Annotated in this window: 25 protein-coding genes and 1 pseudogene; 17 read left to right on the top strand and 9 right to left on the bottom strand. The window is 65.9% G+C overall.

Annotation, left to right across the window (positions count from 1 at the left end; all coding sequences use genetic code 11):
* The first annotated feature begins 27 nt into the window (after window positions 1-27).
* Both ACFWO8_RS21675 and ACFWO8_RS21670 read left to right on the top strand, forming a co-directional pair.
* Window positions 28-1,902, top strand: coding sequence for a sensor histidine kinase (locus ACFWO8_RS21675; RefSeq protein ID WP_378953790.1), 1,875 nt, complete (start codon window positions 28-30; stop codon window positions 1,900-1,902).
* Window positions 1,899-3,467, top strand: a complete 1,569-nt coding sequence (locus ACFWO8_RS21670; RefSeq protein WP_378953786.1) for a protein kinase — start codon at window positions 1,899-1,901, stop codon at window positions 3,465-3,467. The genes ACFWO8_RS21675 and ACFWO8_RS21670 overlap by 4 nt, the downstream gene beginning before the upstream one ends.
* A gap of 127 nt (window positions 3,468-3,594) precedes the next feature.
* On the opposite strand, the gene ACFWO8_RS21665 is transcribed toward ACFWO8_RS21670, so the two are convergent.
* Both ACFWO8_RS21665 and ACFWO8_RS21660 read right to left on the bottom strand, forming a co-directional pair.
* Complete coding sequence (locus ACFWO8_RS21665; protein ID WP_378953783.1) at window positions 3,595-4,023, bottom strand: type II toxin-antitoxin system VapC family toxin; 429 nt, start codon at window positions 4,021-4,023, stop codon at window positions 3,595-3,597.
* A complete protein-coding gene (locus ACFWO8_RS21660) occupies window positions 4,020-4,307 on the bottom strand; it encodes a hypothetical protein (protein ID WP_378953780.1) in 288 nt (95 codons plus the stop codon). Before ACFWO8_RS21660 ends, ACFWO8_RS21665 begins: the two co-directional genes overlap by 4 nt.
* Before the next feature lie 177 nt (window positions 4,308-4,484).
* On the opposite strand from ACFWO8_RS21660, the gene ACFWO8_RS21655 reads away from it, so the two are divergent.
* Both ACFWO8_RS21655 and ACFWO8_RS21650 read left to right on the top strand, forming a co-directional pair.
* The gene (locus ACFWO8_RS21655) at window positions 4,485-4,709 is read left to right on the top strand and encodes a type II toxin-antitoxin system VapB family antitoxin (protein WP_378953777.1); all 225 of its coding nucleotides are present in this window, start codon (window positions 4,485-4,487) and stop codon (window positions 4,707-4,709) included.
* A complete protein-coding gene (locus ACFWO8_RS21650; RefSeq protein ID WP_378953774.1) occupies window positions 4,706-5,107 on the top strand; it encodes a PIN domain nuclease in 402 nt (133 codons plus the stop codon). Before ACFWO8_RS21655 ends, ACFWO8_RS21650 begins: the two co-directional genes overlap by 4 nt.
* Window positions 5,108-5,204: 97 nt before the next feature.
* Here ACFWO8_RS21650 and ACFWO8_RS21645 read toward each other — a convergent pair whose 3' ends face one another.
* Genes ACFWO8_RS21645 through rplN form a run of 4 tightly spaced genes read right to left on the bottom strand, consistent with a single transcriptional unit; the run spans window position 5,205 to window position 6,648 of the window.
* A complete protein-coding gene (locus ACFWO8_RS21645; protein ID WP_056818387.1) occupies window positions 5,205-5,390 on the bottom strand; it encodes a type Z 30S ribosomal protein S14 in 186 nt (61 codons plus the stop codon).
* Between the two features lie 4 nt (window positions 5,391-5,394).
* The gene (rplE, locus tag ACFWO8_RS21640) at window positions 5,395-5,958 is read right to left on the bottom strand and encodes a 50S ribosomal protein L5 (RefSeq protein ID WP_056818389.1); all 564 of its coding nucleotides are present in this window, start codon (window positions 5,956-5,958) and stop codon (window positions 5,395-5,397) included.
* Between the two features lies 1 nt (window position 5,959).
* The gene (gene rplX, locus ACFWO8_RS21635) at window positions 5,960-6,277 is read right to left on the bottom strand and encodes a 50S ribosomal protein L24 (protein ID WP_056818391.1); all 318 of its coding nucleotides are present in this window, start codon (window positions 6,275-6,277) and stop codon (window positions 5,960-5,962) included.
* Window positions 6,278-6,279: 2 nt separating this feature from the next.
* Window positions 6,280-6,648 (bottom strand): 50S ribosomal protein L14, encoded by a 369-nt coding sequence (gene rplN, locus ACFWO8_RS21630; RefSeq protein ID WP_056818394.1) that lies wholly within the window; start codon window positions 6,646-6,648, stop codon window positions 6,280-6,282.
* Between the two features lie 267 nt (window positions 6,649-6,915).
* Between rplN and ACFWO8_RS21625 the strand changes: the two genes are divergently transcribed.
* From ACFWO8_RS21625 to ACFWO8_RS21605, 5 genes are all read left to right on the top strand, one after another.
* Window positions 6,916-7,359 carry a hypothetical protein gene (locus ACFWO8_RS21625; protein ID WP_378953771.1) on the top strand — a complete coding sequence of 148 codons (444 nt, stop codon included), beginning with the start codon at window positions 6,916-6,918 and terminating at the stop codon, window positions 7,357-7,359.
* A gap of 98 nt (window positions 7,360-7,457) precedes the next feature.
* On the top strand, window positions 7,458-9,494 hold the full coding sequence (locus ACFWO8_RS21620; protein WP_378953768.1) for a M13 family metallopeptidase: 2,037 nt from the start codon (window positions 7,458-7,460) through the stop codon (window positions 9,492-9,494).
* A gap of 80 nt (window positions 9,495-9,574) precedes the next feature.
* Window positions 9,575-10,552 (top strand): ABC transporter substrate-binding protein, encoded by a 978-nt coding sequence (locus ACFWO8_RS21615; RefSeq protein ID WP_378953765.1) that lies wholly within the window; start codon window positions 9,575-9,577, stop codon window positions 10,550-10,552.
* A gap of 33 nt (window positions 10,553-10,585) precedes the next feature.
* On the top strand, window positions 10,586-11,935 hold the full coding sequence (locus tag ACFWO8_RS21610; RefSeq protein ID WP_378953762.1) for a SagB family peptide dehydrogenase: 1,350 nt from the start codon (window positions 10,586-10,588) through the stop codon (window positions 11,933-11,935).
* A 646-nt stretch (window positions 11,936-12,581) separates the two neighbouring features.
* Window positions 12,582-13,160, top strand: a complete 579-nt coding sequence (locus ACFWO8_RS21605) for an ADP-ribosyltransferase (RefSeq protein ID WP_378953759.1) — start codon at window positions 12,582-12,584, stop codon at window positions 13,158-13,160.
* Between the two features lie 298 nt (window positions 13,161-13,458).
* On the opposite strand, the gene ACFWO8_RS21600 is transcribed toward ACFWO8_RS21605, so the two are convergent.
* A complete protein-coding gene (locus ACFWO8_RS21600) occupies window positions 13,459-14,058 on the bottom strand; it encodes an SMI1/KNR4 family protein (RefSeq protein ID WP_378953755.1) in 600 nt (199 codons plus the stop codon).
* Between the two features lie 103 nt (window positions 14,059-14,161).
* On the opposite strand from ACFWO8_RS21600, the gene ACFWO8_RS21595 reads away from it, so the two are divergent.
* Both ACFWO8_RS21595 and ACFWO8_RS21590 read left to right on the top strand, forming a co-directional pair.
* Window positions 14,162-14,677 (top strand): YbaB/EbfC family nucleoid-associated protein, encoded by a 516-nt coding sequence (locus ACFWO8_RS21595; protein WP_378953752.1) that lies wholly within the window; start codon window positions 14,162-14,164, stop codon window positions 14,675-14,677.
* A complete protein-coding gene (locus ACFWO8_RS21590; protein WP_378953750.1) occupies window positions 14,674-14,994 on the top strand; it encodes a hypothetical protein in 321 nt (106 codons plus the stop codon). Before ACFWO8_RS21595 ends, ACFWO8_RS21590 begins: the two co-directional genes overlap by 4 nt.
* Before the next feature lie 393 nt (window positions 14,995-15,387).
* Here ACFWO8_RS21590 and ACFWO8_RS21585 read toward each other — a convergent pair whose 3' ends face one another.
* Entirely contained in the window at window positions 15,388-15,921 is a 534-nt protein-coding gene (locus tag ACFWO8_RS21585) for a hypothetical protein (RefSeq protein WP_378953747.1), read from the bottom strand.
* A 92-nt stretch (window positions 15,922-16,013) separates the two neighbouring features.
* Window positions 16,014-16,688 (bottom strand): hypothetical protein, encoded by a 675-nt coding sequence (locus ACFWO8_RS21580; RefSeq protein ID WP_378953744.1) that lies wholly within the window; start codon window positions 16,686-16,688, stop codon window positions 16,014-16,016.
* A gap of 823 nt (window positions 16,689-17,511) precedes the next feature.
* Here ACFWO8_RS21580 and ACFWO8_RS21575 point away from each other — a divergent pair.
* The 6 genes and pseudogenes from ACFWO8_RS21575 to ACFWO8_RS21550 all read left to right on the top strand — a co-directional run.
* A pseudogene (locus ACFWO8_RS21575) lies at window positions 17,512-18,348 on the top strand (toxin glutamine deamidase domain-containing protein); the annotation flags it as partial.
* A 148-nt stretch (window positions 18,349-18,496) separates the two neighbouring features.
* Window positions 18,497-19,027, top strand: coding sequence for a hypothetical protein (locus ACFWO8_RS21570; RefSeq protein ID WP_378954288.1), 531 nt, complete (start codon window positions 18,497-18,499; stop codon window positions 19,025-19,027).
* A gap of 224 nt (window positions 19,028-19,251) precedes the next feature.
* Window positions 19,252-20,916: a glycohydrolase toxin TNT-related protein gene (locus ACFWO8_RS21565; RefSeq protein WP_378954257.1), complete on the top strand. Its 1,665-nt coding sequence runs from the start codon at window positions 19,252-19,254 to the stop codon at window positions 20,914-20,916.
* Between the two features lie 69 nt (window positions 20,917-20,985).
* Window positions 20,986-21,309 (top strand): hypothetical protein, encoded by a 324-nt coding sequence (locus tag ACFWO8_RS21560; RefSeq protein ID WP_378953741.1) that lies wholly within the window; start codon window positions 20,986-20,988, stop codon window positions 21,307-21,309.
* A gap of 18 nt (window positions 21,310-21,327) precedes the next feature.
* Window positions 21,328-22,071: a TNT domain-containing protein gene (locus ACFWO8_RS21555; protein ID WP_378953738.1), complete on the top strand. Its 744-nt coding sequence runs from the start codon at window positions 21,328-21,330 to the stop codon at window positions 22,069-22,071.
* Window positions 22,068-22,343, top strand: a complete 276-nt coding sequence (locus ACFWO8_RS21550; protein WP_378953735.1) for a hypothetical protein — start codon at window positions 22,068-22,070, stop codon at window positions 22,341-22,343. Before ACFWO8_RS21555 ends, ACFWO8_RS21550 begins: the two co-directional genes overlap by 4 nt.
* Window positions 22,344-22,362: the final 19 nt, after the last annotated feature.

The raw sequence follows: 22,362 nt of genomic DNA, 5'->3' as shown, positions 1-22,362 counted from the left end.
GTAGGTCGGTTAGTTGGAGGCTGTTCGATGACACCTCGTACGATCGCGCTCGTCGGTGGGGTGACGGCAGGTGCCGCCGCGCTGAGCGTCGCCGTGGTGTTGTCGGTGGACTGGTCGGAGGCCGCCCTCTACGACCCGGCCAGGATCCTGCTGCTCGGGCCGCGTGAGGCGTTCAAGGCGGCAGCGGTTTCGCCGGTTTTCGGGCGGGTCGAGCTCGTGCTGTTCCTGTTGGCCGGGGCGTCCTTCGTCGCCTCCGGTCTGTTCACCTGGACGAATCGGCCGCGTGATCTGGCCGGACCGCTCTTCGTGCTGGCAGGCCTGGTGTGGCTCGCCGGCGGCGTCCGCCGGTCGAGCGACCCGGCGCTGTTCACCGCCGGCGCGGTGCTGACGAATATCTATCTGCCGGTGATGATTCCGGTGCTTCTCGGCTTCCCGTCCGGGCGACTGAACCAGGTGTGGGAGCGATGGTGTGTCGGGGCGTGCTGGGCATTGGCGGTGATCGGCGTGTCAGCCGAGTGGATGTTCTTCGATCCGCGAGAAGTCCCGGCGCCGCACCGGTCGACATCGGTCAATCTGTTGTTGATCCGGCACGATCCAGTCATCGCCGATCGGATCCAGCTGCTGGTCGGAGCGCTCGTCTTCGTCCTCGCCATCGTGCTGCTCGGGGTGGTCCTGCGGCGCTGGCGTACGGGCACGCCTGCCTACCGATCCGGCTTCTCGCCGGTGATGATCTTCGCACCGATCGCCGGGCTGATCATCCTGGCGATCTTGCTCTCGACCGCGATCCAGTTGCCGGGTTCGATGCACAGCTGGGTATTGGACCTGCGCTACGTACCGATCGTTCTGCTGCCGATGGCCATCGCGTACGGGCAGATGCGGTACCGCATAGCGCGGTCCGCTGTCGGCGATGCGATGGTCGCGATCGGGGCTGCCCCGATCGGTTCCGGCTTCATCGAGGCATTGCGCCGCGCATTGCACGACCCCACCTTGGAGCTGTGGCGTTTCGATGTCGAGCGCGGGTGCTATGTCGATGACGACGGGATCGCGCGAGAACTACCGACCGCGTCCGACCCCAGGGTGGCGACCGTGCTGGAGCCCGCCGGGTCCCCGCTGGCCGCGCTCGTCTTCGACGAACAATTGCAGACCGAACCGGCACTGCTCGCGGTAGTGCGCGGCGCGACCGAGCTCGCACTCGAACACGAACGCCTGCGCGACGATCTGGCCGACCAGCTCGCCGAAGTGCGCCGCTCCAGGGAACGCATCGTGGCGGCGGGCGACGCCGAACGCCGCCGAGTCGAACGCGATCTGCACGACGGTGCCCAGCAACGCCTCGTCGCCGCGGCGATCCTGCTACGCAGAGCACAACGTTCGGCCGACACCGCGACCCAGGACGACCTGATGACGCAGGGCGCCGCCGAACTGGACACCGCGCTCACCGAACTCCGCGAACTGGCCAGGGGTGTGTTCCCGCCGATCCTCGCCGAGCGCGGTCTCACCGCCGCGCTGACCGCCCTCGCCGAACGCGCCCCGATCGCCGTGCGAATCCATGGCGACCTGGTGCCGAGGCCGGCGCCCGGGATCGAGTTGGCCGCGTATTTCATCGCCGCCGAAGCCCTCACCAACGCGGCCAAGTATTCCGGCGGCACGCACGTGGATATCGAGGTGGATGTCGTCGCCGAGAGCGCGCGGCTCGTGATCACCGACGACGGGCGCGGCGGCGCCAGCATCGGACCTGGTGGCGGGCTCAGCGGGCTGTGTGATCGAGCCGCCGCGCTCGGTGGACAGCTGTTGCTCGACAGCGCACCCGGCACCGGCACGGTTCTCACCGCCACGCTCCCGCTGCGCGCGCGGGGACCGGTGTTCAATGGAGATTCGCGCCAACGGCGAGGCGGTGACACATGAGCGGTGGTGACCTCGAACCCGGCACGGTGTTCGCGGGCTACACGATCGAGCGAAAGCTCGGCGCGGGCGGCATGGGCTCGGTCTACGCGGCCAGGCACCCGACGCTGCCGCGCACCGTCGCGCTCAAGGTGCTGCACCCCTCGCTGACCGGGGACGACTATGTCCGCACCCGATTCGAATTCGAAGCAGATCATGTCGCACGGCTCGAGCATCCCGCCATCGTGGCGGTCTACGACCGGGGCCAGGAAGGAGACCGCCTCTGGATCGCGATGCAACTGGTGCCGGGGACCGACGCCGCCCACCTGGTGCACGAGGGGCCGGTGGCACCGGCGCGCGCCGTGCACATCGTCGAGGTGGTCGCGGCGGGACTCGACTACGCGCACCGGGCGGGCGTGTTCCACCGCGATGTCAATCCGGCGAACATCCTGCTGGCCGCCCCGACCGAGCCGGGCGAGGCCGAGCGGGTGCTGCTCACCGATTTCGGCATCGCCAAAGCGCTCGACGACACGGTGCACCTCACCGCGGCCGGGATGATGGTGGCCACCCTGCGTTACGCGGCCCCCGAACAGATAGAAGGGCGAGCGATCGATCACCGGGCCGACCAATATTCACTGGGCTGCACCCTGTTCCATCTACTCACCGGCAGCGCGCCCTATCCGGGGCCGGGTCCGGCGGCCATCATGAACGGCCACCTCAACGCACCGGTACCGTTGCCGAGCTCCCGGCTGCCTTCGTTGCCGAAGGCCCTCGACGCCGTGATCGCGCGGGCGATGGCCAAGAGCCCGGATGCCCGCTATCCGAACTGCGGGGAATTCGCCGCCGACGCGCGAGCGGTGCTCACCGCGGCGTCCGACGCCACCGCCGAGCTTCCGACGATCCCCGAACCTCTCCCGCCGCGGGAGTCATCCCGACTGCGTGTTGTGCTCGCCGACGACTCGGCACTCCTTCGACAGGGCATCGCGCGGCTGCTCGAGGACGAGGGATTGGAGGTGTCGGGGCAGGCGGGTGACGCGGTGGCGCTGTTGGGTTTGGTCCGCGCGCACCGCCCCGATGTGGCGGTCGTCGACATCCGGATGCCACCGACCTGCACGACCGAGGGCATCGACGCGGCGGTGACGATCCGTCGCGAGTTTCCCGAAACGGCGGTGCTGCTGCTGTCTCAGTACATCGAAACCGAGAGCGTGCTCGACCTGCTCGCCGGTGGCGCGCGCAGCCTCGGCTACCTGCTCAAAGACCGAGTTTCCGATATCGACGAGTTCGTGACGGCCCTGCGACGGGTCGCCGCGGGCGGCTCGGCGATCGATCCCGACCTGGTCGGCCGCCTGGTCTCCCGGCCGCACCACGGCGCCCTCCCGCTCGACGAGCTCTCCGCCCGCGAGCGAGAAGTGCTGCGGCTCATGGCCGAAGGGCGCTCCAACCGCGCGATCGGCGCCGCGCTGTTCCTCGGCGAGCGCACCATCGAAACCCACGTGCGCAGCATCTTCGTCAAACTCGGTCTCCAGCCGGAACCCGACGACCACCGCCGCGTCCTCGCCGTCCTGACCCACCTACGCGTCTACAACTGAACGCACGAAGGCCGCGTCGGACTACCATTGCGCCGTGACGAACGCGCCCCAACAGCGCCTTCGCATGGCGATCATACGGCCCGGCAACCAAGTCGAGAGCCCTTGCCTTGCACCGTTATTCGCCCAGCTAGCCGGTGGCACCCGACGGCCGGTCGACCGGAACAACCGTGAGCACGGCCTCCAAGCCCGCGAAGGCCTTTGGGTTCGCCGTAAACAGCGGCAGGCCGTTACTCGCGGCCGTGGCCGCGATCATCAAGTCCGAGCTCCGTCGACGTGGGCTGCGACCGACAGCGTAGACCTGAGCGCAGAGCAGACCGAATACGCGAGCAGCGCGGCTGTCGTAAGGCAGAGCCTCGCCGAACTCGGCCTCGACCCGTTGCAGTACGGCGATGCGGTTGGCCCGCTTGATGACGTCATCGGTCGCGTGCGGCCCATGCGACAACTCCCCCAGCGTGACAGCCGTGATGGCTGACTCCACCGGAAGATCAGCGACGTCGAACAGGCCGAGCGCCGCGACGATGCACGTGTCCAGAACGCCCCGATCGTGGCGGCTCACTCGTCCACCGGCCATGGATCGTCGGCGAGCTCATCATCCACCATCGCGTCGAGGTCGCGCCGCAGGTCGTCCGCATCCAGGGCCGGAACACCGACGAAGGATTGCTGGGCCCTTGCGGTCGAGACGAAGCGACTGCGATGGATCGGAATCACATCAGCCAACGGTTCACCATTGAGCGTGAGCACGAACCGCTCCCCGTCACGAAGACCCCTGGTGATCCGCCCGGAGTCGTTGACGAACGCGCGAACGCTGACTTCGGGGGGGATTTTTCCGGGAGCAGCCATACCCCCAATGTACTACTGCGTACCACGCCGTGGTACTGCGATCGGGGCCGTCCGAACCGACCCAGGCAACACCCGACCTGTCACTCTGACCACCTCTGCTCGGCTGGAACCGGGACTCGAAAGACGACCGGCGCGCGGATATACTATTTGGAAAACAGATATCAACCGGAGGTTCAGATGGCACGGACAGTGGTCGATCTCGATGACGCCGCGCTAGCCGAGGCGGCTCGATACCTGGGAACAACGACCAAGAAGGACACGGTCAACGCCGCATTGCGCGAGATCATCGATCGCCGCCGCCGCGCTGAGGCGATCGCCCGGATGCGGGCGCTGGTCGCCAATGGCGAGATCGACCTGCCCGAAACCGGGCCGGCACGCCCAGGCCATGAGTCGGCGGCGTGACCGAACGGTTCCTCGCCGACACCAGCGCCCTGGTGCGATTCTTTCGAGGCCAGACCGGTGCGCAATGGGACCAGCTGGCCAGCTCCGGCCTGTTGGGGATCTGCGAACCCGTTCGCCAGGAATACCTACGTGCCGCGGGTGGACGTCCCGCTTACTACGAGGCAGCCAGTCTGCTTCACGAGATCTTTCCCTACTTCGCGATGCCCGATTCCTGCTGGGAGGATTCCGCGCAACTGCAGGATCGCCTCGCCGAGAAGGGCTGGCATCAGTGCGCGGGCCCGGTCGATCTACTCGTCGCGGTGACCGCCGCACACCACAAGCTGACTGTGCTGCACGCGGATTCGGACTATGAGACCATCGCCCGCCTCACCGGGCAGCCTGTTCAACGCATCGACTGAATTCACGACAAACGCGACAAGGCACGGACTCTCCGTCGAGAGTCCGTGCCTTGCTTCGTTATTCGCTTAAGCGGGTGCGCTCACGAGGAGCGCAAGCTCACCAGGAGCTCTTGTGCACGCCCGGGAGCTCACCGCGGTGCGCCATTTCGCGGACGCAGATACGGCACAGGCCGAACTTGCGGTAGACCGCGTGCGGGCGACCGCAACGCTGGCAGCGGGTGTAGGCGCGGACGGCGAACTTAGGCTTGGCCTCCGCCTTGATGCGCAGTGCTTTCTTAGCCATGTGCTCAGTTCTCCTTGAACGGGAAGCCGAGGTGCTTCAGCAGCGCGCGGCCTTCTTCGTTGTTGGTCGCGGTGGTGACCACGGTGATGTCCATACCGCGCGGGCGGTCGATGGAATCCACGTCGATCTCGTGGAACATCGACTGCTCGCTGAGGCCGAACGTGTAGTTGCCGTTGCCGTCGAACTGCTTCGGCGACAGGCCGCGGAAGTCGCGGATACGGGGCAGCGCGATGGACACGAGACGGTCCAGGAACTCCCACATACGGTCGCCACGAAGGGTGACCTTCGCGCCGATCGGCATGCCCTCACGCAGCTTGAACTGCGCGATCGACTTGGTGGCCTTACGGATTTCGGGCTTCTGGCCGGTGATCAGCTCGAGGTCCTTGACGGCACCGTTGATCAGCTTCGCGTCACGGGCGGCGTCGCCGACACCCATGTTCACGACGACCTTGACGACGCCGGGGATCTGCATCACGTTGGCGTATTCGAACTCGCCGTTCAGCGCGTCCTTGATCTCGGCGCGGTAGCGCGCCTTCAGCCGGGGCTGAGTCTGCTCAGAGGTGGTCATGTCAGATGTCCTTCCCGTTTTTACGGGAGATCCGGACGCGCTTGCCGGACTCTTCGTCGGTGCGGTAGCCGACGCGAGTCGGGTTACCGTCGGAGTCGACGACCATCACGTTGGAAACCTGGATGGGGGCTTCCTGGGTGACGATGCCACCCGAGGACGCGCCACGCTGGTTCGCGGAGTCCGCGACGTGCTTCTTGATGCGGTTCACGCCTTCGACGAGAACCTTGCCGGTCGCCGGGAAGGCCTGAATGACCTTGCCCTTGGCGCCCTTGTCCTTGCCCGAAATGACGAGCACGGTGTCACCCTTGTGCACCTTCATAGTCAGAGCACCTCCGGGGCCAGCGAAACGATCTTCATGAAGCGCTTGTCACGCAGCTCGCGGCCGACCGGGCCGAAGATGCGGGTGCCACGAGGGTCGTTGTCCGGCTTGATCAGCACGGCGGCGTTCTCGTCGAACTTGATGTAGGAACCGTCCGGACGACGACGCTCCTTGGTCGTGCGAACGACGACAGCCTTGACGACGTCGCCCTTCTTCACGTTGGCGCCGGGGATGGCGTCCTTCACGGTGGCGACGATGATGTCACCGATACCGGCATAGCGACGCGACGAGCCACCGAGCACGCGGATGCAAAGGATTTCCTTCGCCCCGGTGTTGTCGGCGACGCGCAGTCGCGACTCCTGCTGAATCACTTCAGCACCTCCTGGACCTGGATGTATACGTACGCCGGATTGCCGACCCGACGCACATGGTCAGTCACCCTCCGGACGCGCGCCTGCCAGCGGAAATACCTTCCACTGGGGGTTCACTGCCGGATTGCGAGGGCATAGCTCCCGCAGGCAACCGTTCTAGTGTAGGTGAACCCCCAGGGCAAACCGAATCGGGGTGCGTCGACAGATCTGAAGTAGACATGTTTCAAACCGCCTTCGTCGCGCACGGCCCGTTGCTACCGTCCCGCCATGAACATCACCCTGCCGATGAAGCGCCGTCTCGCGACGACGGCCACCGCGTTCGCCGCCGTCGTCACCATGGTGGCACCGCATGCGGGCGCGGGTCCCGTCATCGACATGCTCACCGACACGCTGACCGTCGGCTGCACGTCGAAGATCGACGTCGTCGGCCTCGACAACTATGTCGGCGCGCAGGTCGACTTCCTCGCCAACGGCAAGTTCTTCGCCAGCGACACCGTCGAGCTCGAGGTGAACGTCGCCGGCGTCACCGTCGCCAAGGCCACGGCGTTCTACCACGTCGACACCGAAGTGGAGGTCAACCTGTCGCTGCTGCTGCACGCCACCGGCACACCGCTGGTGACCAAGCGCGTGCCGACGGTCATGCGAATCCTGAACGCGGGCAGCGGCCTCGCCTGCGACCTGGCGACCGGTAGCTCGGGCCTGTCTTCCTAGCCACCACTGCACCGAGACGGCGTCGCGCCGGTAGCCTGTGCGGGCTAGCTCGAGCGCAACAAGCAGGGTGCGGCTGCCGCATCGGGGAAGGAAGTCCTGTGACATCGTCCGGTCGTCCGTCGGTGATCGACCGCCGCGCGTTCCTGATCGCCATGGGGCTGGTGCCCGTGGCCGCCGCGCTGGCGTCGTGCTCGTCCGAAACCACCGAAGTGCAGCTCACCGGCGTCGATCTGGGCGGCGGCGACCCCACCATCCGCCCGCAGGACGACCTGTACCGCCACGTCAACGGCGCCTGGCTGCGCGATTACCAGCTCCCGCCCGACAAGGCTTCGGTCGGCGCGATCACCGACGCGAATGACCGGACACTGGACCAGCTGCGCGCGATCATCGAGGGCATCTCCGATCCCGAGCACGGCTCGGAGGCGCAGCAGATCAAGGATCTCTACGACGCGCGCCTTGACCTCGACGAGATCGAACGCCTCGGCATCACGCCCCTGACCGGGCTGTTCGCCGCGATCGACAAGGCCGCGGGCAAGCCCGAGCTGGCGAAGGTGATGGCCGAGGCGCCGATCGCCGGGCTGATCGGGATGGGCATCAGCATCGATCGCAAGAATTCCAAGGCCTATATCCCCAGCGTCGGCCAGTCCGGGCTCACGCTGGGCGAGCAGTACTACCGCAAGCCCGAGTTCGCCGCCCAGCTCGCGGGCTACCAGGTCTATCTCGGGCAGCTGGCCGCCGGCCTCGGCCTCGCCGACCCGGCCGGGGTGGCGCAGCGGACGATAGACCTGGAAAAGCGCATCGCCGCCGGGCACTGGGACAGTGTGCGCCTGCGCAATACCGATGCCACCTACAACCTGATGAGCTGGCAGGAACTGACCGCGCTCGGCCCGCAGTTCGATTGGGATCCGTGGCTGGCGGGCATGACCGACCGGCCCAAGTCGCTGTTCGACAAGATGGTGGTCGGCCAGCCGTCGTTCGTCACCGCGGCCGCGCAGCTGTGGGGCGAGGTCGATATCGCCCAGTGGCGCGACTACCTCAAGCTGCACGTGGCCAACAGCTACGCGCGTTTCCTGCCCAAGGCCATCGCCGACGCGCGCTTCGAGTTCGTCGGCCGGGTGCTGAGCGGTCTGGAGGAGAAGCCGGAGATGTGGCGCTCCGCGGTGGGTGTGGTCGACGACAATCTCGGCGAACCGCTGGGAAAGCTGTACGTGGACAAGCACTTCCCGCCCGCGGCCAAGGAACGCGCGTTGGAGATGGTCGCCGACCTCACCGCCGCCTACCGCGACAACTTCACCAATTCGACCTGGATGACCCAGCCGACCCGCGAGGCCTCGATCGCCAAGCTGGACAAGATCGCCACCCAGATCGGTTACCCCGACAAGTGGGTCGACTACTCGTCGGTGCAGATCACGCGCGGCAAGCTGATCGAATCCCTGTTGGCCATCAACGCTTTCGAGTCCAAGCGCGCGTTCGCCCGCCTCGGCACCGAGGTGGACAAGATGGAGTGGAGCATGTCGCCGCAGACGGTGAATGCCTACTACAGCCCGACCACCAACCAGATCGTCTTCCCGGCCGCCTACCTGCAGCCCCCGTTCTTCGACAAGGACGCCCAGGCCGCGGTCAACTACGGCGCGGTGGGTTCCACGATCGGCCACGAGATCGGGCACGGCTTCGACGACCAGGGCTCCAAGTACGACGGCGACGGCAACCGTCGTGACTGGTGGACGCCCGAGGATCTCGCGGCGTTCGGCGCCAAGACCCAGCAGATCATCGCGCAGTACGACGTGCTCGTTCCCGAGGGCGCGCCCGAGGGACAGCACGTGAACGGCGCGCTGACCGTCGGCGAGAACCTGGCCGACCTGCGCGGCCTGCAGATCGCGCTGGCCGCCTATCAGAAAGTGGCCCAGCGGTCCGGCGAGCAGCCCGACTACCAGAGCATGTTCTTCTCGTGGGCGCGGCAGTGGCGCGACAAGCAGACCGAGGAGGCGACCCTGCAGGGTTTGCAGGACACCCACTCCCCCAACGAGTTCCGCTGCAACCAGGTGGTTCGCAATATCGCCGAGTTCTACACCACGTTCGAGGTGAAGGACGGCGACGAGCTGTTCATGCCACAGGACCAGCGCGTCACGCTGTAGGACACAGCTTCCCCCCGGAAAGTGACGTAGGTTAGCCTAGGCTGACTTACGCTGGAACTTGCTCTACGGAGGGTGCACCCATGACGACTGTTCGGACTTCGCGCGGCTGGCGACGCGCGGCGGTTGCCGCGCTCGCCGGTGCTCTCGCCTTCGGCGTCGTCGCCTGCGGTTCCACCGAGGACGAGGCCGCGTCGGGCGAAGCGGTGACCATCACCCACGCCCGCGGCGAGACCACCGTCCCCGGTACCCCGAAGAAGATCGTCGCCTTGGGCAACCAGTGGCTCGACAGCTCGCTGGCGCTCGGCGTTGTCCCCGTCGGCTACATCGACAACGTCTCCGCGGTGTCCAAGAGCACCCCGCCGTGGACGCCGGAGTCCCTGAAGGCGGCCACCGCCCTGAACACCACCGGCAGTATCGCCGAGCAGGTCGCGGCCCTGGAGCCGGACCTGATCCTGGCCGACCCGTTCATCGCCGACCAGAAGACCTACGACGACCTGTCCAAGATCGCCCCGACCCTGCCCGCGCTCACCAAGGATGCCGTCACCCCGTGGCAGGACCAGGTCACCGCGTTGGGCAAGGTGCTGCACAAGGAGTCGGACGCGAGCGCGGTGATCAAGAAGGTCGACGACAAGATCGCCGCCATCGCGACCGCCAACCCCGGCCTGAAGGGCAAGACCTTCGCCAGCACCTGGCTCGCGAGCCCCGCGCAGCTGATGGTGCTGACCGACCCCAATGACGGTTCGGCCAAGGTGTTCACCGCACTCGGCATGGGCATCCCCGCCAACCTCACCGCGCTGCCCGCCAACCAGGGCCGCCTGGCGCTGTCGCCGGAGAAGGTCGACGAGCTCACCGCCGACCTGCTGCTGGCCGGTTACTCCCCCGGCCTCGACGAGAAGTACCGGCAGTTGCCGGGTTACGCCGATCTGCCGTCGGTGCGCAAGGGTTCGGTCGTGTTCCTGACCACGCAGGAGATCAGCGCGATCAACCAGCCCAGCGCGCTGTCGGTGCCGTACATGCTGGACAAGCTCGAGCCCGCGTTCGCCGCCGCCGCGAAATAGGCCCCAGACCGGTTCTACCCCGAGGATTTCACCGTGCTCGCCTCCGCTTACCCCGCCCAGACCCGCTTCGCGCTGCGTGCGGGCGTCACCTGCCTCACGACTCCCGCCGGCGCGGTGCTGCTGAACCCGCCGCGCAACGAGAAGCTGACCGGTCTGGGCGCGGGGGCGCTGCAGGCGCTGAAAACCCTGAATCAGGGCCCGGCGACCGCGGCGGAGATGGCGACCGCGGCGGCGGGCGACGACATCACCGCCCTGATGCGCAAGCTCACCGACGGCGGCTGGCTGTCGGTAACAGTCCGCGACGGGGGCCGCGATCTCTACAGCATCCGGCCCTTCGCCGACCCGGCCCCGCGTCCCACGGTGGCCTTGCCCACCTGGTCGGCGGCACTGTCGAAATTCGCTGTCCTGCACCGCGACAACCAGGGCTTCGTCCTCGAACACCCCCAGTCGTGGTGCGACCTGCGCATCCACGACCCCCGCCTGCTCGCCCTGCTCGACGGCCCGCTCGCCGCCGATTCCCCGGTCCCCGCCGCCGTGAAAACCCAGTTCATGGCCGACCTGCAGTGGTGCGGTTTCTTGGTCGACGGCGACGAGGAGGAGCGCGAGTTCACCACCCGCTCCTGGAACACCCCCGACCTGTGGTTCCACCGCCGCAGCACCCTCGGCGCCCGCACGGTGACCTGGGACGACTTCGGCCCCACCCGCTGGGCCGACGGCCAGTTCCCCGAATTGCCTTTGCGCCGTGCGTCATTCGATGGCGCACCGGTCGCCTTGGCGAAGCCGGACCTGGTGTCGCTGCGCGTATCCGATCCGAGCCTGGCCGCCGCCATCGAGGACCGCGTCTCCACCCGCGCCTTCGACGACGCCGCCCCCATCACCTCAGTTCAATTGGGCGAGTTGCTGTTCCGCACCGCCCGCACCCGAGACGACGGCTCCCGCCCCTACCCCTCCGGCGGCGGCGCCTACGAACTCGAGATCTACCCCGTGGTGCGCAATGTCGCAGGCCTGGAAAACGGCATGTACCACTACGATTCGACCGACCACGCCCTGCGCCCGGTCGCCCCCGCCGACGCCCCCGCCGTCCAGAAGCTCCTCAAATCCACCTCGGCAACCTTGGCAGGCGGCGCGCAACCCCAAGTCCTGCTCCTGGTTTCGGCCCGCGCGGGCCGCGTCATGTGGAGCTACGAACAGGTCGCCTACGCCAACATCCTCAAACACGTCGGCGTCCTCATGCAGACCTTCTACCTCGCCGCCACCGCCATGCACCTCGGCGTAGTCGCCCAAGGCTTCAGCGACACCTCGGCGTTCGCCGCCGCCACCGGCCTCGACGAACTCGAAGAATGCAACGTCGGCAGCATCATCGTGGGCTCACCAGCCCGCTGATCCGCGTCCGACGGTCTCGGATCCGCGAGTCGGCCTCCGAACGGGTTCCCCAGCGATCGCCCAGGCACCTGTTCGCACGGAAGTCCCTGGCCAGAGCGGGAACTCGCTAGTTGCTAGTGTGCGCGGGAGTGTGTAGCGTCACACGAACAAGAACGGCCGCCCGGTGAGCTACCAACTCACCGAACGGCCTAGGTACGAAACAGTCCAAGCTGTTCGCACCGTGGGATGAAATCCTACATGCAACGGCTCGGCGCTCCATGCGTCGGGCTTTCGTCGTTCCAGGGGTGAAGTCTGCCCTGACGACGGGCTTCCTGTGTCGTGTCCTGGGCTGGCCGCTCCTGTCGGCCGTTATCGGAGAGCCCGACCGAGGGACAAACAACCCTGACACCCCAGCCTCCTGCGAGCACCTTCGTCGTACGCCTCGCACGTACGCATCTGGTCGGTTCGGGAGTGCACACCAACGCCTGGGTCCAACATCGCCACACGCCGAAACAGGCGCGGGGCCAATTGTGTTGGCCGAGGACGCAAATCGGGGTTCGGTGCGGGGAAGCGGGCAGGGATGGTTACGACACCGGCACCCTTGGGTGCTCCTTCCGGTCGAACACAGTGCGGGCGAAGCCCGGTCCGAATCAAGCAGGAGGAAGCGATGGCGAGCTCTGATGAACCTGAGGACTTCGGTTTCGAGGAGGTTCCCGCTGCCGGAATTGCGCTCGCCGGGCAAGGGCTAGACCTGCTCACCGCCGTTGAGCGTGACGCGATCCAGTCATATGCGCTCAACGGGTTCGAACGGATCAACAAGGCTCTCTGGGATCAGATACCGATGACTGACGCACTCGTGCAGCGCATTGATGCCATCAGATCGGGCCTGATGAAGTATCCGCTGCCGACCATGGTTCGCGTCACCCGCGAAGATGAGGCACCCAACATGGGCATCGTCGGTGTCGAATCCGCATATTCGCTGATCGACCGGAAGTTCACACACCGCGGGTTTCTGTCTGCCAGCGGCGCGACCAACCCTCCGCGATCTAGGCGCCACCGCGACCCGGTGATTCTGGACCTGCTCGTTCCTGCAGGCACCCCGGCCCTACGACTGGGTGACCTCGCCGAGATCCCAGACGAACGAGAAGTGCTGCTCATCGACGCGCGCAGCTATTTCGTCGTTGGCGTCACCTGGGACGAGGCGCGTAGCATGTGGCGTATCCAGGCAATTGTGACGGAGGGCTAGCGATGAGTGCACTGACCCAAGAATCGTTGCATGTCGTCGAGGTGAAGCTGTCGCCGGAGCAGGTTCAAGAGCATCGACGCCAGGCCGAGAAGCTCCTTGGCAAGGCTCTTCCGCCGCGGCCGAACACTGCGGCGGCTGGCTCCCGCTCCAGGTAATACTGGTCAGCACAGTCCCGCCCGCTTCGGCGCATCGTCGGCGGCACTGTGACGTTGACGAGTGCGCGATCGAGTCAAACCCTCGGCGGTCGACGGATCGGTCGAACTCCAACTGCGCACATCGGCTCACTCACTCGCTGACGTCATCGCCAATCCAGCTGACCATCGACAACGGTCGGCGCCGAATAGCCGTCGAACTCGGACCCAGTGCGCAGGCTCGTCGCGAGGTCGGTCAGCATCGCGCTGATCGACACCCAGCTCGGTCCTGCGTCATCGGCGGCGCACTTGTCGAAAGTGGTTACACAGCCGTGCAGCTCACCCGGCCGGGTATCGACGAACAGCAGGTAACCGTCCGCGCCCGCGAAGGGGATGAACTCGGGCAGATAGGTCCCGGCCGGGTCGCCCGCCTGCGCGTCGGGGTCGACCTCGAACCCCATCTCCTCAGCCATGGGTCCCCATATGTCGAGCTCGAGCTGCCACTCACGGAGAACTCGATCCAGATCGAACAGTTCGTTTCCGGGCAGCAACTGCACCCACTGATCGACGGGAAACCCATTGATCCTGGTGTAGAGCTCGACCAACTCGGCAGGCCACGCCCGACCGGTCGCGGCAGCGGCTTCTTCGATCTGCCCGCTCGTTGCCCCGCTGATCGACACCGTCGCAAGATTGCCCCGCAACCACTTCTCGATCTCGCCGAACTGCTCGGCGACCGACCCGACCGGGGTCGAATACTTCGGCTCCATGACGATCCCCGTCCTCGCGCGAGACGTGCGTCACATAATGCAACCTCCGACGACTCCCGCGCGTCCAAACTTATGACGTGCTTCCTGACAGATCGAGGGTCTCATGAACGACGACTGGTCGGCGCCGACGCGAGCTTCCAACGATGCGTTGCGCGCGCAGATCGATTCGATGCTGGACACCTATACCGCTGAGAAATCGGCGCTGCTCGATGCTCAGTCCCAGGCCACCCAGCTCGTGACCGCCTGGTCGGCGGACGGCTTGGTCCGCGTCTCCGGCACCATCGCGGGGATCTCGGAGGTCCATATCGAGCCGGATGCCTTCAAACGATCGACCCCGGAATCCCTCGGCCGGTCGGTCACCGAGGTGATCGCCCAGGTGGCCGCGCAAGCCGCCCAGACCCAGCAGCAAGCCCTCGCCCCACTATCGGACATGAGCGCGAACATGCCCGACCTCCCCGATCTGATCCCGGGCGCCCCGAGTATGAAAGACCTCATCGCCCAGCTGACCCCGCCGCCGCCACCGGCCCCCGAACCGGTCACGGACTCACGCCACAGCCTCATCGATGACACCGACGACGAAGAGGGCGAATACTTCCGCAACCGCGGATACCTCCGATGAGCTCACTGAAAGCCGACCCGCAAGCGCTGCGCGGCACTCAGCCGTCGTTCGCCTCGGTCGCCGACACGATCACCACCGGCGCCCAGAAGCTGGCGGCTGTGATCGCGGCGGAGGGTGAGTGCTGGGGTAATGACGAGATCGGCCAGTCGTTCGCCAAGAACTACACCCCCGGCGTCGAGCCCGGCCAGAAGGCGGTGACCGGCCTGGCAACGGTGATGACCAAACTGGGCGAGAACATGGTCACCGTCGCCGAAACCCTGCAGGCCCAGGACACCGCACGTGCCGGTGAGATCGATAAGGCCACGGGGTCGCTGTAAATGGGCATCGAGATCCCCGACGAGCTGGCCTGGGTAGCGAAATACATTCTCGGCGCGGGTGATTGGCCCGAAGGTGACGAAACAGCCATGCGCCGTGTCGCCGATGGGTGGACCGCCATGGCGAACACCCTCAATACCGTCGACGACGGTGCCGCACTCGCGCTGAACGCCGCGCTCACAGCGCTGTCCGAGGGCGAAACCCACACCGCCATCACCACTTTCCGCGACAAACTGCTGTCGGGCGACGAAGCGACCTTCGCCGCGGTCCGCAAGTGGTGCGAGAAACAGGCCGAGCTACTCGAAGACGGCGCCAACGACATCGAACACACCAAACTGGTGATCATCGCGACGATGATCATCGCCGCGGTGGAGATCGGTGCGGCCATCGCGACCTCATGGACAGGTGTCGGCGCGGTAGCCGGCGTGGCAGCCCGGGTGGCCGCCCAGGTCGCGGTGCGCGTGGCGATCAAACAGCTCATCGCCCGCATGCTCACCCGCGGCGCGGCGAAAGCCGCAGCCCGATTGGCCCTGCGTGGCGCCGCATTCGAAGCACTGGAGGAGGGCGGCACCGACCTCGGCGCGCGCTTGATCCAGGTAGCGAAGGGCGACCGCTCGGCCGACAAATTCGGCTGGACCGACCTCGGCCTGGCCACCTTCGGCGGTGCGGTCGGCGGTGCGGCAGGCGGGCTCCTCGGCGGCGGCACCGGCGCTCTGGGCGATGTCGCATCCTCGACAGCAGGCAAACTCGCAGGCAAGGTCGTCGGCGGCACCGTCACCGAACTGGGCGCCGACCTCTCCGCGCAGGTCGCTACCGCAGGAGTAGGCGCCGCCTTCCTCGGCCAGGAATTCAAACTGGATGTCGGCGTAGACACCTTCACCAGCGCGGGAGCAGGTGGCGTCCAGAGCGCGCTGGAATCCAGCAGTCACGGCGGAAACAGCACGGCCCCCACCGTTCCCGATCTCGGCACCGACGTTCCGGGCGCCACCACGCCCGCGGGGACCGATACCCCCTCCGGTGATCAGAGCCCGAACGCACCGACAAGTCCGAACACCGGTGACACCGGCGGGTCGACGAACCCAGCATCCACCGCTCCTACCGGGGACGGAGCGACCCCGCAAAACGGTTCGCCCAACTCCGCAGCACCGGGGGAATCGGCACCCACAAGCCCGAATGACAACGGCGCGAATGGAACTCCGCCCACTGGCGACTCCGCACCGTCGAACCCGAACAGCAACGGATCTACCGAAACCCCCGACGCCGGAGAAACAGCACCCTCATCCAACGGATCCCCCTCCACCGGAGACACGACGCCGTCCAGCCCGAACGACAACGGGTCCAACCCGACCCCGCCGACCGGCGACACCACACCATCGAACCCGGGCATCGACACCCCGACCGGAACGCCCCAGACCGGCGACTCGCCGTCGAACCCGAACAGCAGCACCCCGGCCGAAACACCGTCGACCGGCGATACCTCGCCCTCGGACAATCCCTCGAACACACCGCCCACAAGCGACACCACTCCCAACCCCACCGGCTCATCACTGGATCTCCCGGACCAGGATTCGTCGACCCAGCCGAACACCCCCACCGACAACAGCCCGAATACCGCTACCGGACAACAGAACCCGACTCCGAGCGACACCGGGCAGTCCAACACCACCCCGACAACACCGGCGAATCCCCAACCCACGACACCCGCACCCACAGCCCCTACCGACACACCGGATGCGACCACCCAACAACCGACCCCCACGGCACTGACCACACAGGAGTCGACCCCACAGCAATCACCGACTCCGACTCCCGCCGCAACCACCGGTTCGCCGATCTCCACAACCTCCCAACCGGCAGCCCCTGCGAACAACCCCACCCATACCCCTGCCGACACCACTCGCCCTTCCTCCACAGACACATCGACAGCGACCGCCACCACCGCGACAGCTCCCCCAGTCCAAACCGCAAACCCCACAACAACTCCCCCCACATCAACACCACCGCCCACTGCCACACCGACGCCCACGCCGACACCCCCGATCAGTCAAATCCCAACGTCAGCGCCGTCATCGCCCAGGTCGAACACACCCACGTCAACCCCCACAACAACTCCGGCACCGGTCACCTCGATCTCGACCACCCGGACTGGGCCGCCAATCGACCAGACCCCGTCTCGGTCTAGGCCGACGACCCCGCCAGCGGTACCACAAACGCGCACAGCAACGAGCCCTGACAGCCGACCGAGTTCTACCCCGACCACCAACCCCACTCGGACAACACCGCAAACCCTCACGCCCACTCCAACTCCGGCAAACCAGCTACCCGACCCCGGTTACAGCCCAGACGCCCGCCCGCTGCGCGACGCACTGCGTAACCAACCTCCGCACGACGGCCGCACAACCACCGTCGACCGGAACCCGTCCCAACCACGCCCTTCATACCGAATTCGCCGCTTCCAGGTCGGCAGCCGCTGGGTCTCGGTAGCCACCATCCGCGCCCACATCCCGAACGCACACCTGATGACACCGGCCGAGCTGAACCTGGAGATGGAATACGCCCAGGGCGCGGTCGATGCCGCCTTCAACCACGGTCAGGATCTCCTCAGCCGCGCCCCGTCCGTCGGCGACCAGTTCCTGGTCGACCTCGAATTCACCACCGACCCGAACGCAGCCGATCTACGCCTGAACACCCAGCAACACCAATTCGACCTGTCCAACGATCTCCGCGCACACATGGGCTTGCCGCGAAGCACCCCGGACACCCGTTTGAGCCCCGACGACCTCCGCACGATCAGCAACGACATCGCCCGAGCCAACACGCCGGCCCGGTTCACCAATCCCTCGGACAGCCGAGTCATGGCCCCGGGTCGGCTCGAGCCTGTCGAGCAGGCGGCGCACCAGCAACGAGTTGAAGACCAACTCCGCGACGGCAGCGGATTCACGATCGGCGCCGACCCTCGAACGCACCCCTACGGCACGTCGGTCAACGACGGCGGCCCGACCCGGGGCGGCCGAAGCAATAACTGCCTCGACTGTTCCCTATCAGCGTTGTCGTCGTTCTACGGCGTTCCTCAGGTCTCGGCGCCACGGTGGCCCGACCCTCTGCCGAACGGCTCCCGCGACAACCGCAGTGGCGAACGATTCGGCACCGCACGAGCGGAAAATTGGCTCGGCCGGAGTTTGAGCCATTTCCCTGGACTACCGATCCAGGATCAGTTCCGCGAACTGCACAATCATGTCGCCGGCCTCGGTCCAGGCTCGGCTGCGCTGGTCATCAACTGCTGGCATGCACGCGACAGCAATGGAAACCCTCGATTCAACGCCGACGGTTCCCCTCTGATCCTTGCCTCGCACGCAACAGTCATTGTCTATCCGCCCGGCGCAGCAGGGCCCGTATGGTGGGATCCGCAGTCGGGCGCCACCTCCGATGTCCCACCCCCAGACATGGTCGCCCGGTCGGCCGCGCTGGACTTCATTCCCATCGACGCACACGGAGGTATCCAGAATGCCGGAGCCAATTCACACGGCGGAACAGGCCAACCAGCTGCTGACCAAAGTGTTCGGGCCGAACCGGAAGTTCCAAACGATGGAGACCAGACACGGCTGGGTAGCCCAAGCGATTCTCTCCCAGGAGGAATTGGATCAGGGCATGGGATTGGGACTGGGGAACTACGTCCTGAACAAGCAAACGGGAGTCGTGACAGCTCACCGGAGCCTGCCACCGGACATGATCGGGGAGGAATTCGACCAGGCGATCGAAACGGGCCAGCCGATCCAGGGCGGCCAGGTGTATCCCCCACTCCATCGAATCCACCTGCTGAAAACCTTCGAGGACCCACAGACAGTCCAGTACCAAGTCCACGTGACCGACCTGGATCAATCGAACAACCCGGGAACCACCGAACTGATCACGATCAACAAGGAAACCCTGTACTTCCATCCGAGCGGGGGCCCGCTCTCGGAAGCGACAGCATGGGCCGAGATGCTCAGCCGGACAACGGGATCGTGGCCGATGGAGGAAACGATCGAACGGTAGCGAGCGACGCAGACACCACCCCGTCGCCCAGAGCGTCACAGTCAGCGCTGCTACAGCAACAGGTCGACAACGCCGAGCGGGCAAGGAGCGCCCGCGAGCAGCTGCGTGCGGACGTCACAGCGACCGGCGAAGCTACGCGAGTTGGAAATCGGAACAGCGGCAGGTCATTTCAAGCCCGTCGCGTTGACTTCAACGGACAACCACTCACTGTTCTCCAAATCGCTGTGCACATCAACGCCAGTGCGTCCGTAAACCCAGACGCTGTCGGCGAACTGAGTGAACGAGCCCAGCTTGCAACTGACCTTGCTTTCAACGGCGGGAATCAGTTCGCCAATGGCGAATGGGTAATGGTCGACCTCGTCCCGGTGGACAATCCGGCCGACGCCGACATGCAGGTCCAGGTGGACGACACAGGGCAACCCGGCACCACACACCCGAACTCGGACGTCAAGGCCCTGACATCACAGTTGCGCGATCAGCTCGGGTTAGCCCCGAGTACCGCCGATGCACTCTCGCCGAGCGACCTTCAACAGCTCAGCAGCGAGATCGACCGTGCCACACTCGCACCGCGCTCACTCCCGCCATGGCTTACCTCAGATTCCTCACAGTCGTCCTCGACCCACGACGCCCCGGCCACCGACTACCGGTCGAGCCCCGACTCCGACAGTGCGTCGGTCGCAGGCCACGACAGCAGCGATCATTCCTTGCCGGCCACCGACTACTTCCGACCCGACGGGCGACCAGTACCTACCGACGAGCTCGTCCATCCGGAAATGGACGAGACCGAACTTCAACGACTACAGGCCCTCGACAGCCAGCTGTCGGCGATCGCGCGGGATCACCGCAGCAGGACCGGCGCATTTCCCGATCCACCGCCGGGCGTCGGCCGCGGCAATCCAGCTGTGGACGCGCTGCTGCCCAACGGCTGGGACCCGTTTCACGGAGTCGGCCGCGACGCCTGGATGCGGTCAATCGCTGGACCGAACGGCGATCCCGCATGGGCAGACGGCAATCTGTATCCGCAAGGTTTCTCCAGCTCGACCGACCGTCATCCAGCCATGCTCCAACCGGGCGAGGTCATCGACCGGTTCGGTGGACCCTCTGGCAGGTTTACATCGCCCGCTGGCGTTCCGTATCCGCAGCGAGCGCTGCCACCAACCAATCTCGATGGCGAGTCGTATCACCAATACGAAGTCCTACGGCCATTGCCTATGTGGCGGGGCGGCATTGCTCCCCAGATGGGAGAACCCGGCCTCGGTTCCCAGCACTATCTTCCGGTCAGTGTGCAGGCACTCATCGATGCTGGGTACCTCAGAGAAGTAGATCCTCTTCCTCATGCACCTGCTTCCGGCGCCGACGTCGATGCGCCGACGGCTGATGGCCTGGAAGAACGTGGCAACCCCGCAGCGTCTCCCACAACGTATCCGTTCACGGATGCCCGCCCGGGGTTCTCGATCATGTCCGCGACGGATCGCTTCTACCAGGATGTACAAAGCGTTTCGCCACTTGCGGGGCACTACGATGTCGTTGCGCATGGACAGCCGAACAGCGTGAACATGGACTCGACCGGAGGAGGAGCGATGTCGGCGCGCGAGCTGGCCAATTTGATCCGCCATCGACCGGACTATGTACCCGGCACCCCCATCCGGTTGTTGTCCTGCAACACCGGACGGCTCGACGGCAACTTCGCACGAAGTCTTGCCCAAGCGCTCGGCACGCCGGTAGTAGCGCCGGATGGATACCTCTACACGTCCAGAGGCAGACTCGGCGTTGATGCCAGACTGCGGAGCATCAGTCCATGGCAAGTACCGCGACTGCCTGACACCTGCCACCGATTCCACCCCGATGGAAGAGTCGAGGAATTGGACCGTTCCGAGTGGGAAGGCTGAACAGTGAAACTACTGCCCAATTTTTCGGAGGACCCCCGCGAGGGAATCGAAGGCTGGCCAGAAGTCAGCTTGGCGGACCTTGTCGGGCGCCTCGACGAGGAACTCCGCGAACCCCTTTCGCACTACCTGCTGGAGTGTCAGTCGCTTGTCTCGACCCAGTCGATGGCCGACCCACTCGACCCGGCACGAGACCACGGCGTACCAACTGGGATGTCGAGCGACGGCACCTGGGTGTGGTCAACATATTGGGGATACTTCGTGCGGGAGTACGCGATCGAGGTTCCCGCCGAGTTCATCGACCATGCCCGGTCGCGCGATTTTCAGCCGGTGACACTCGACAACGCCGAGCAGGAACGAATCGACAGCGAACTCGAAGCAACGTTCTCCGACTGAGCTAGAAGAGGTTTCATCGTGAACATCGACGAACTCACCAAGATCTTGCGGGGTCTTGGTGTTCCCGACTCAGTTGCCTCGGTCGGCAGACTCCGCGACGACCATTACTGTTTGGTGCCGGGCCGAGATGGCTCGTTCGAAGCATTCTGGTACGAACGCGGCGGCCCACATGACCTCTGCGAATACGACAACGAAGCCGCTGCCTGTTTCGGGTTCCTCGGGTTGATCGGCGGAGCGCTCGATGGATCGCAGCCGCTGGAACCGGGTCGTGGTACCGCCGGGTCGGTCGGCGGCGTGCCGATCAGCAGTCCGGCGGTTCAGTCGATTCTCGATGACGGTGATCTGTTCGGCGGCATGCGTGAAGCGCAGTGGGCGCGGGAGTTCGTGGTACCCGAAGACGTCGGAGCTTCAGCCGGCCGGAGGTTGCTCCGCTGGCCCGATCCGATACTCCATCCAGACGGCTTCGCGACCCCCACCGGCCGGAAACCGGCACGGCTCGAACCTGGTCGGATCATGGACTCGTTCGGCACCACATTCACCCGACTGCTCTACGACATCGGGACGCCGTTCGGCGCACGTTCACTGCCGATCGACTACGCCGAATCCGGATACCGACGATGGAAGGTCCTGACGCCGACACCGGTGTGGTCCGGCCCCGTCGCACCGTGGTTCGCCAGACCAGGTGGCGGAAACCAGTACTTCACCGTGATGCCGGTCGTCGATCTGGTCGGCTCCGGATTCATCGAGGAGATGGCGATATGACCCCGAACGACGGCGTGTTCTCCCAGAATCCGATCAGCCAGCTCGCCTGGTTCTCCCACGTCGGCGCGCCCGCAGCCCTTGTCTCGGAAGGTGAACTGCGCGAACAGGCTTGGTGCCTGATTCAAGCCGAAGACGGCTGGTGGGATGTCTTCTACTACGAGCGAGGTTCCCGAACCACCAACATCGGCCGCGCCAAAACCCGTCTCGCCGCCCTCCGGCTACTCGGCGGGCGCCTTCTCTACACCGACATCCTCAATCGAGCTACTTCCTGAGAACCGCTATGCCACTTGC

It is taken from the genome of Nocardia sp. NPDC058480, from assembly GCF_042720495.1.
Lineage (GTDB): Bacteria > Actinomycetota > Actinomycetes > Mycobacteriales > Mycobacteriaceae > Nocardia.
The sequence above is the reverse complement of the archived record's forward strand: the minus strand, read 5'-3'. Positions and strand labels throughout refer to the sequence as shown.

Excerpts from the sequence above, each read along its gene's own strand:
- ACFWO8_RS21675 (WP_378953790.1), top strand. The coding sequence starts at position 28 with ATGACACCTCGTACGATCGCGCTCGTCGGTGGGGTGACGGCAGGTGCC.
- ACFWO8_RS21670 (WP_378953786.1), top strand. The coding sequence starts at position 1,899 with ATGAGCGGTGGTGACCTCGAACCCGGCACGGTGTTCGCGGGCTACACG.
- ACFWO8_RS21660 (WP_378953780.1), bottom strand. The coding sequence starts at position 4,307 with ATGGCTGCTCCCGGAAAAATCCCCCCCGAAGTCAGCGTTCGCGCGTTC.
- ACFWO8_RS21655 (WP_378953777.1), top strand. The coding sequence starts at position 4,485 with ATGGCACGGACAGTGGTCGATCTCGATGACGCCGCGCTAGCCGAGGCG.
- ACFWO8_RS21645 (WP_056818387.1), bottom strand. The coding sequence starts at position 5,390 with ATGGCTAAGAAAGCACTGCGCATCAAGGCGGAGGCCAAGCCTAAGTTC.
- rplE (WP_056818389.1), bottom strand. The coding sequence starts at position 5,958 with ATGACCACCTCTGAGCAGACTCAGCCCCGGCTGAAGGCGCGCTACCGC.
- rplX (WP_056818391.1), bottom strand. The coding sequence starts at position 6,277 with ATGAAGGTGCACAAGGGTGACACCGTGCTCGTCATTTCGGGCAAGGAC.
- ACFWO8_RS21625 (WP_378953771.1), top strand. The coding sequence starts at position 6,916 with ATGAACATCACCCTGCCGATGAAGCGCCGTCTCGCGACGACGGCCACC.
- ACFWO8_RS21615 (WP_378953765.1), top strand. The coding sequence starts at position 9,575 with ATGACGACTGTTCGGACTTCGCGCGGCTGGCGACGCGCGGCGGTTGCC.
- ACFWO8_RS21605 (WP_378953759.1), top strand. The coding sequence starts at position 12,582 with ATGGCGAGCTCTGATGAACCTGAGGACTTCGGTTTCGAGGAGGTTCCC.
- ACFWO8_RS21600 (WP_378953755.1), bottom strand. The coding sequence starts at position 14,058 with ATGGAGCCGAAGTATTCGACCCCGGTCGGGTCGGTCGCCGAGCAGTTC.
- ACFWO8_RS21595 (WP_378953752.1), top strand. The coding sequence starts at position 14,162 with ATGAACGACGACTGGTCGGCGCCGACGCGAGCTTCCAACGATGCGTTG.
- ACFWO8_RS21590 (WP_378953750.1), top strand. The coding sequence starts at position 14,674 with ATGAGCTCACTGAAAGCCGACCCGCAAGCGCTGCGCGGCACTCAGCCG.
- ACFWO8_RS21570 (WP_378954288.1), top strand. The coding sequence starts at position 18,497 with ATGCCGGAGCCAATTCACACGGCGGAACAGGCCAACCAGCTGCTGACC.
- ACFWO8_RS21550 (WP_378953735.1), top strand. The coding sequence starts at position 22,068 with ATGACCCCGAACGACGGCGTGTTCTCCCAGAATCCGATCAGCCAGCTC.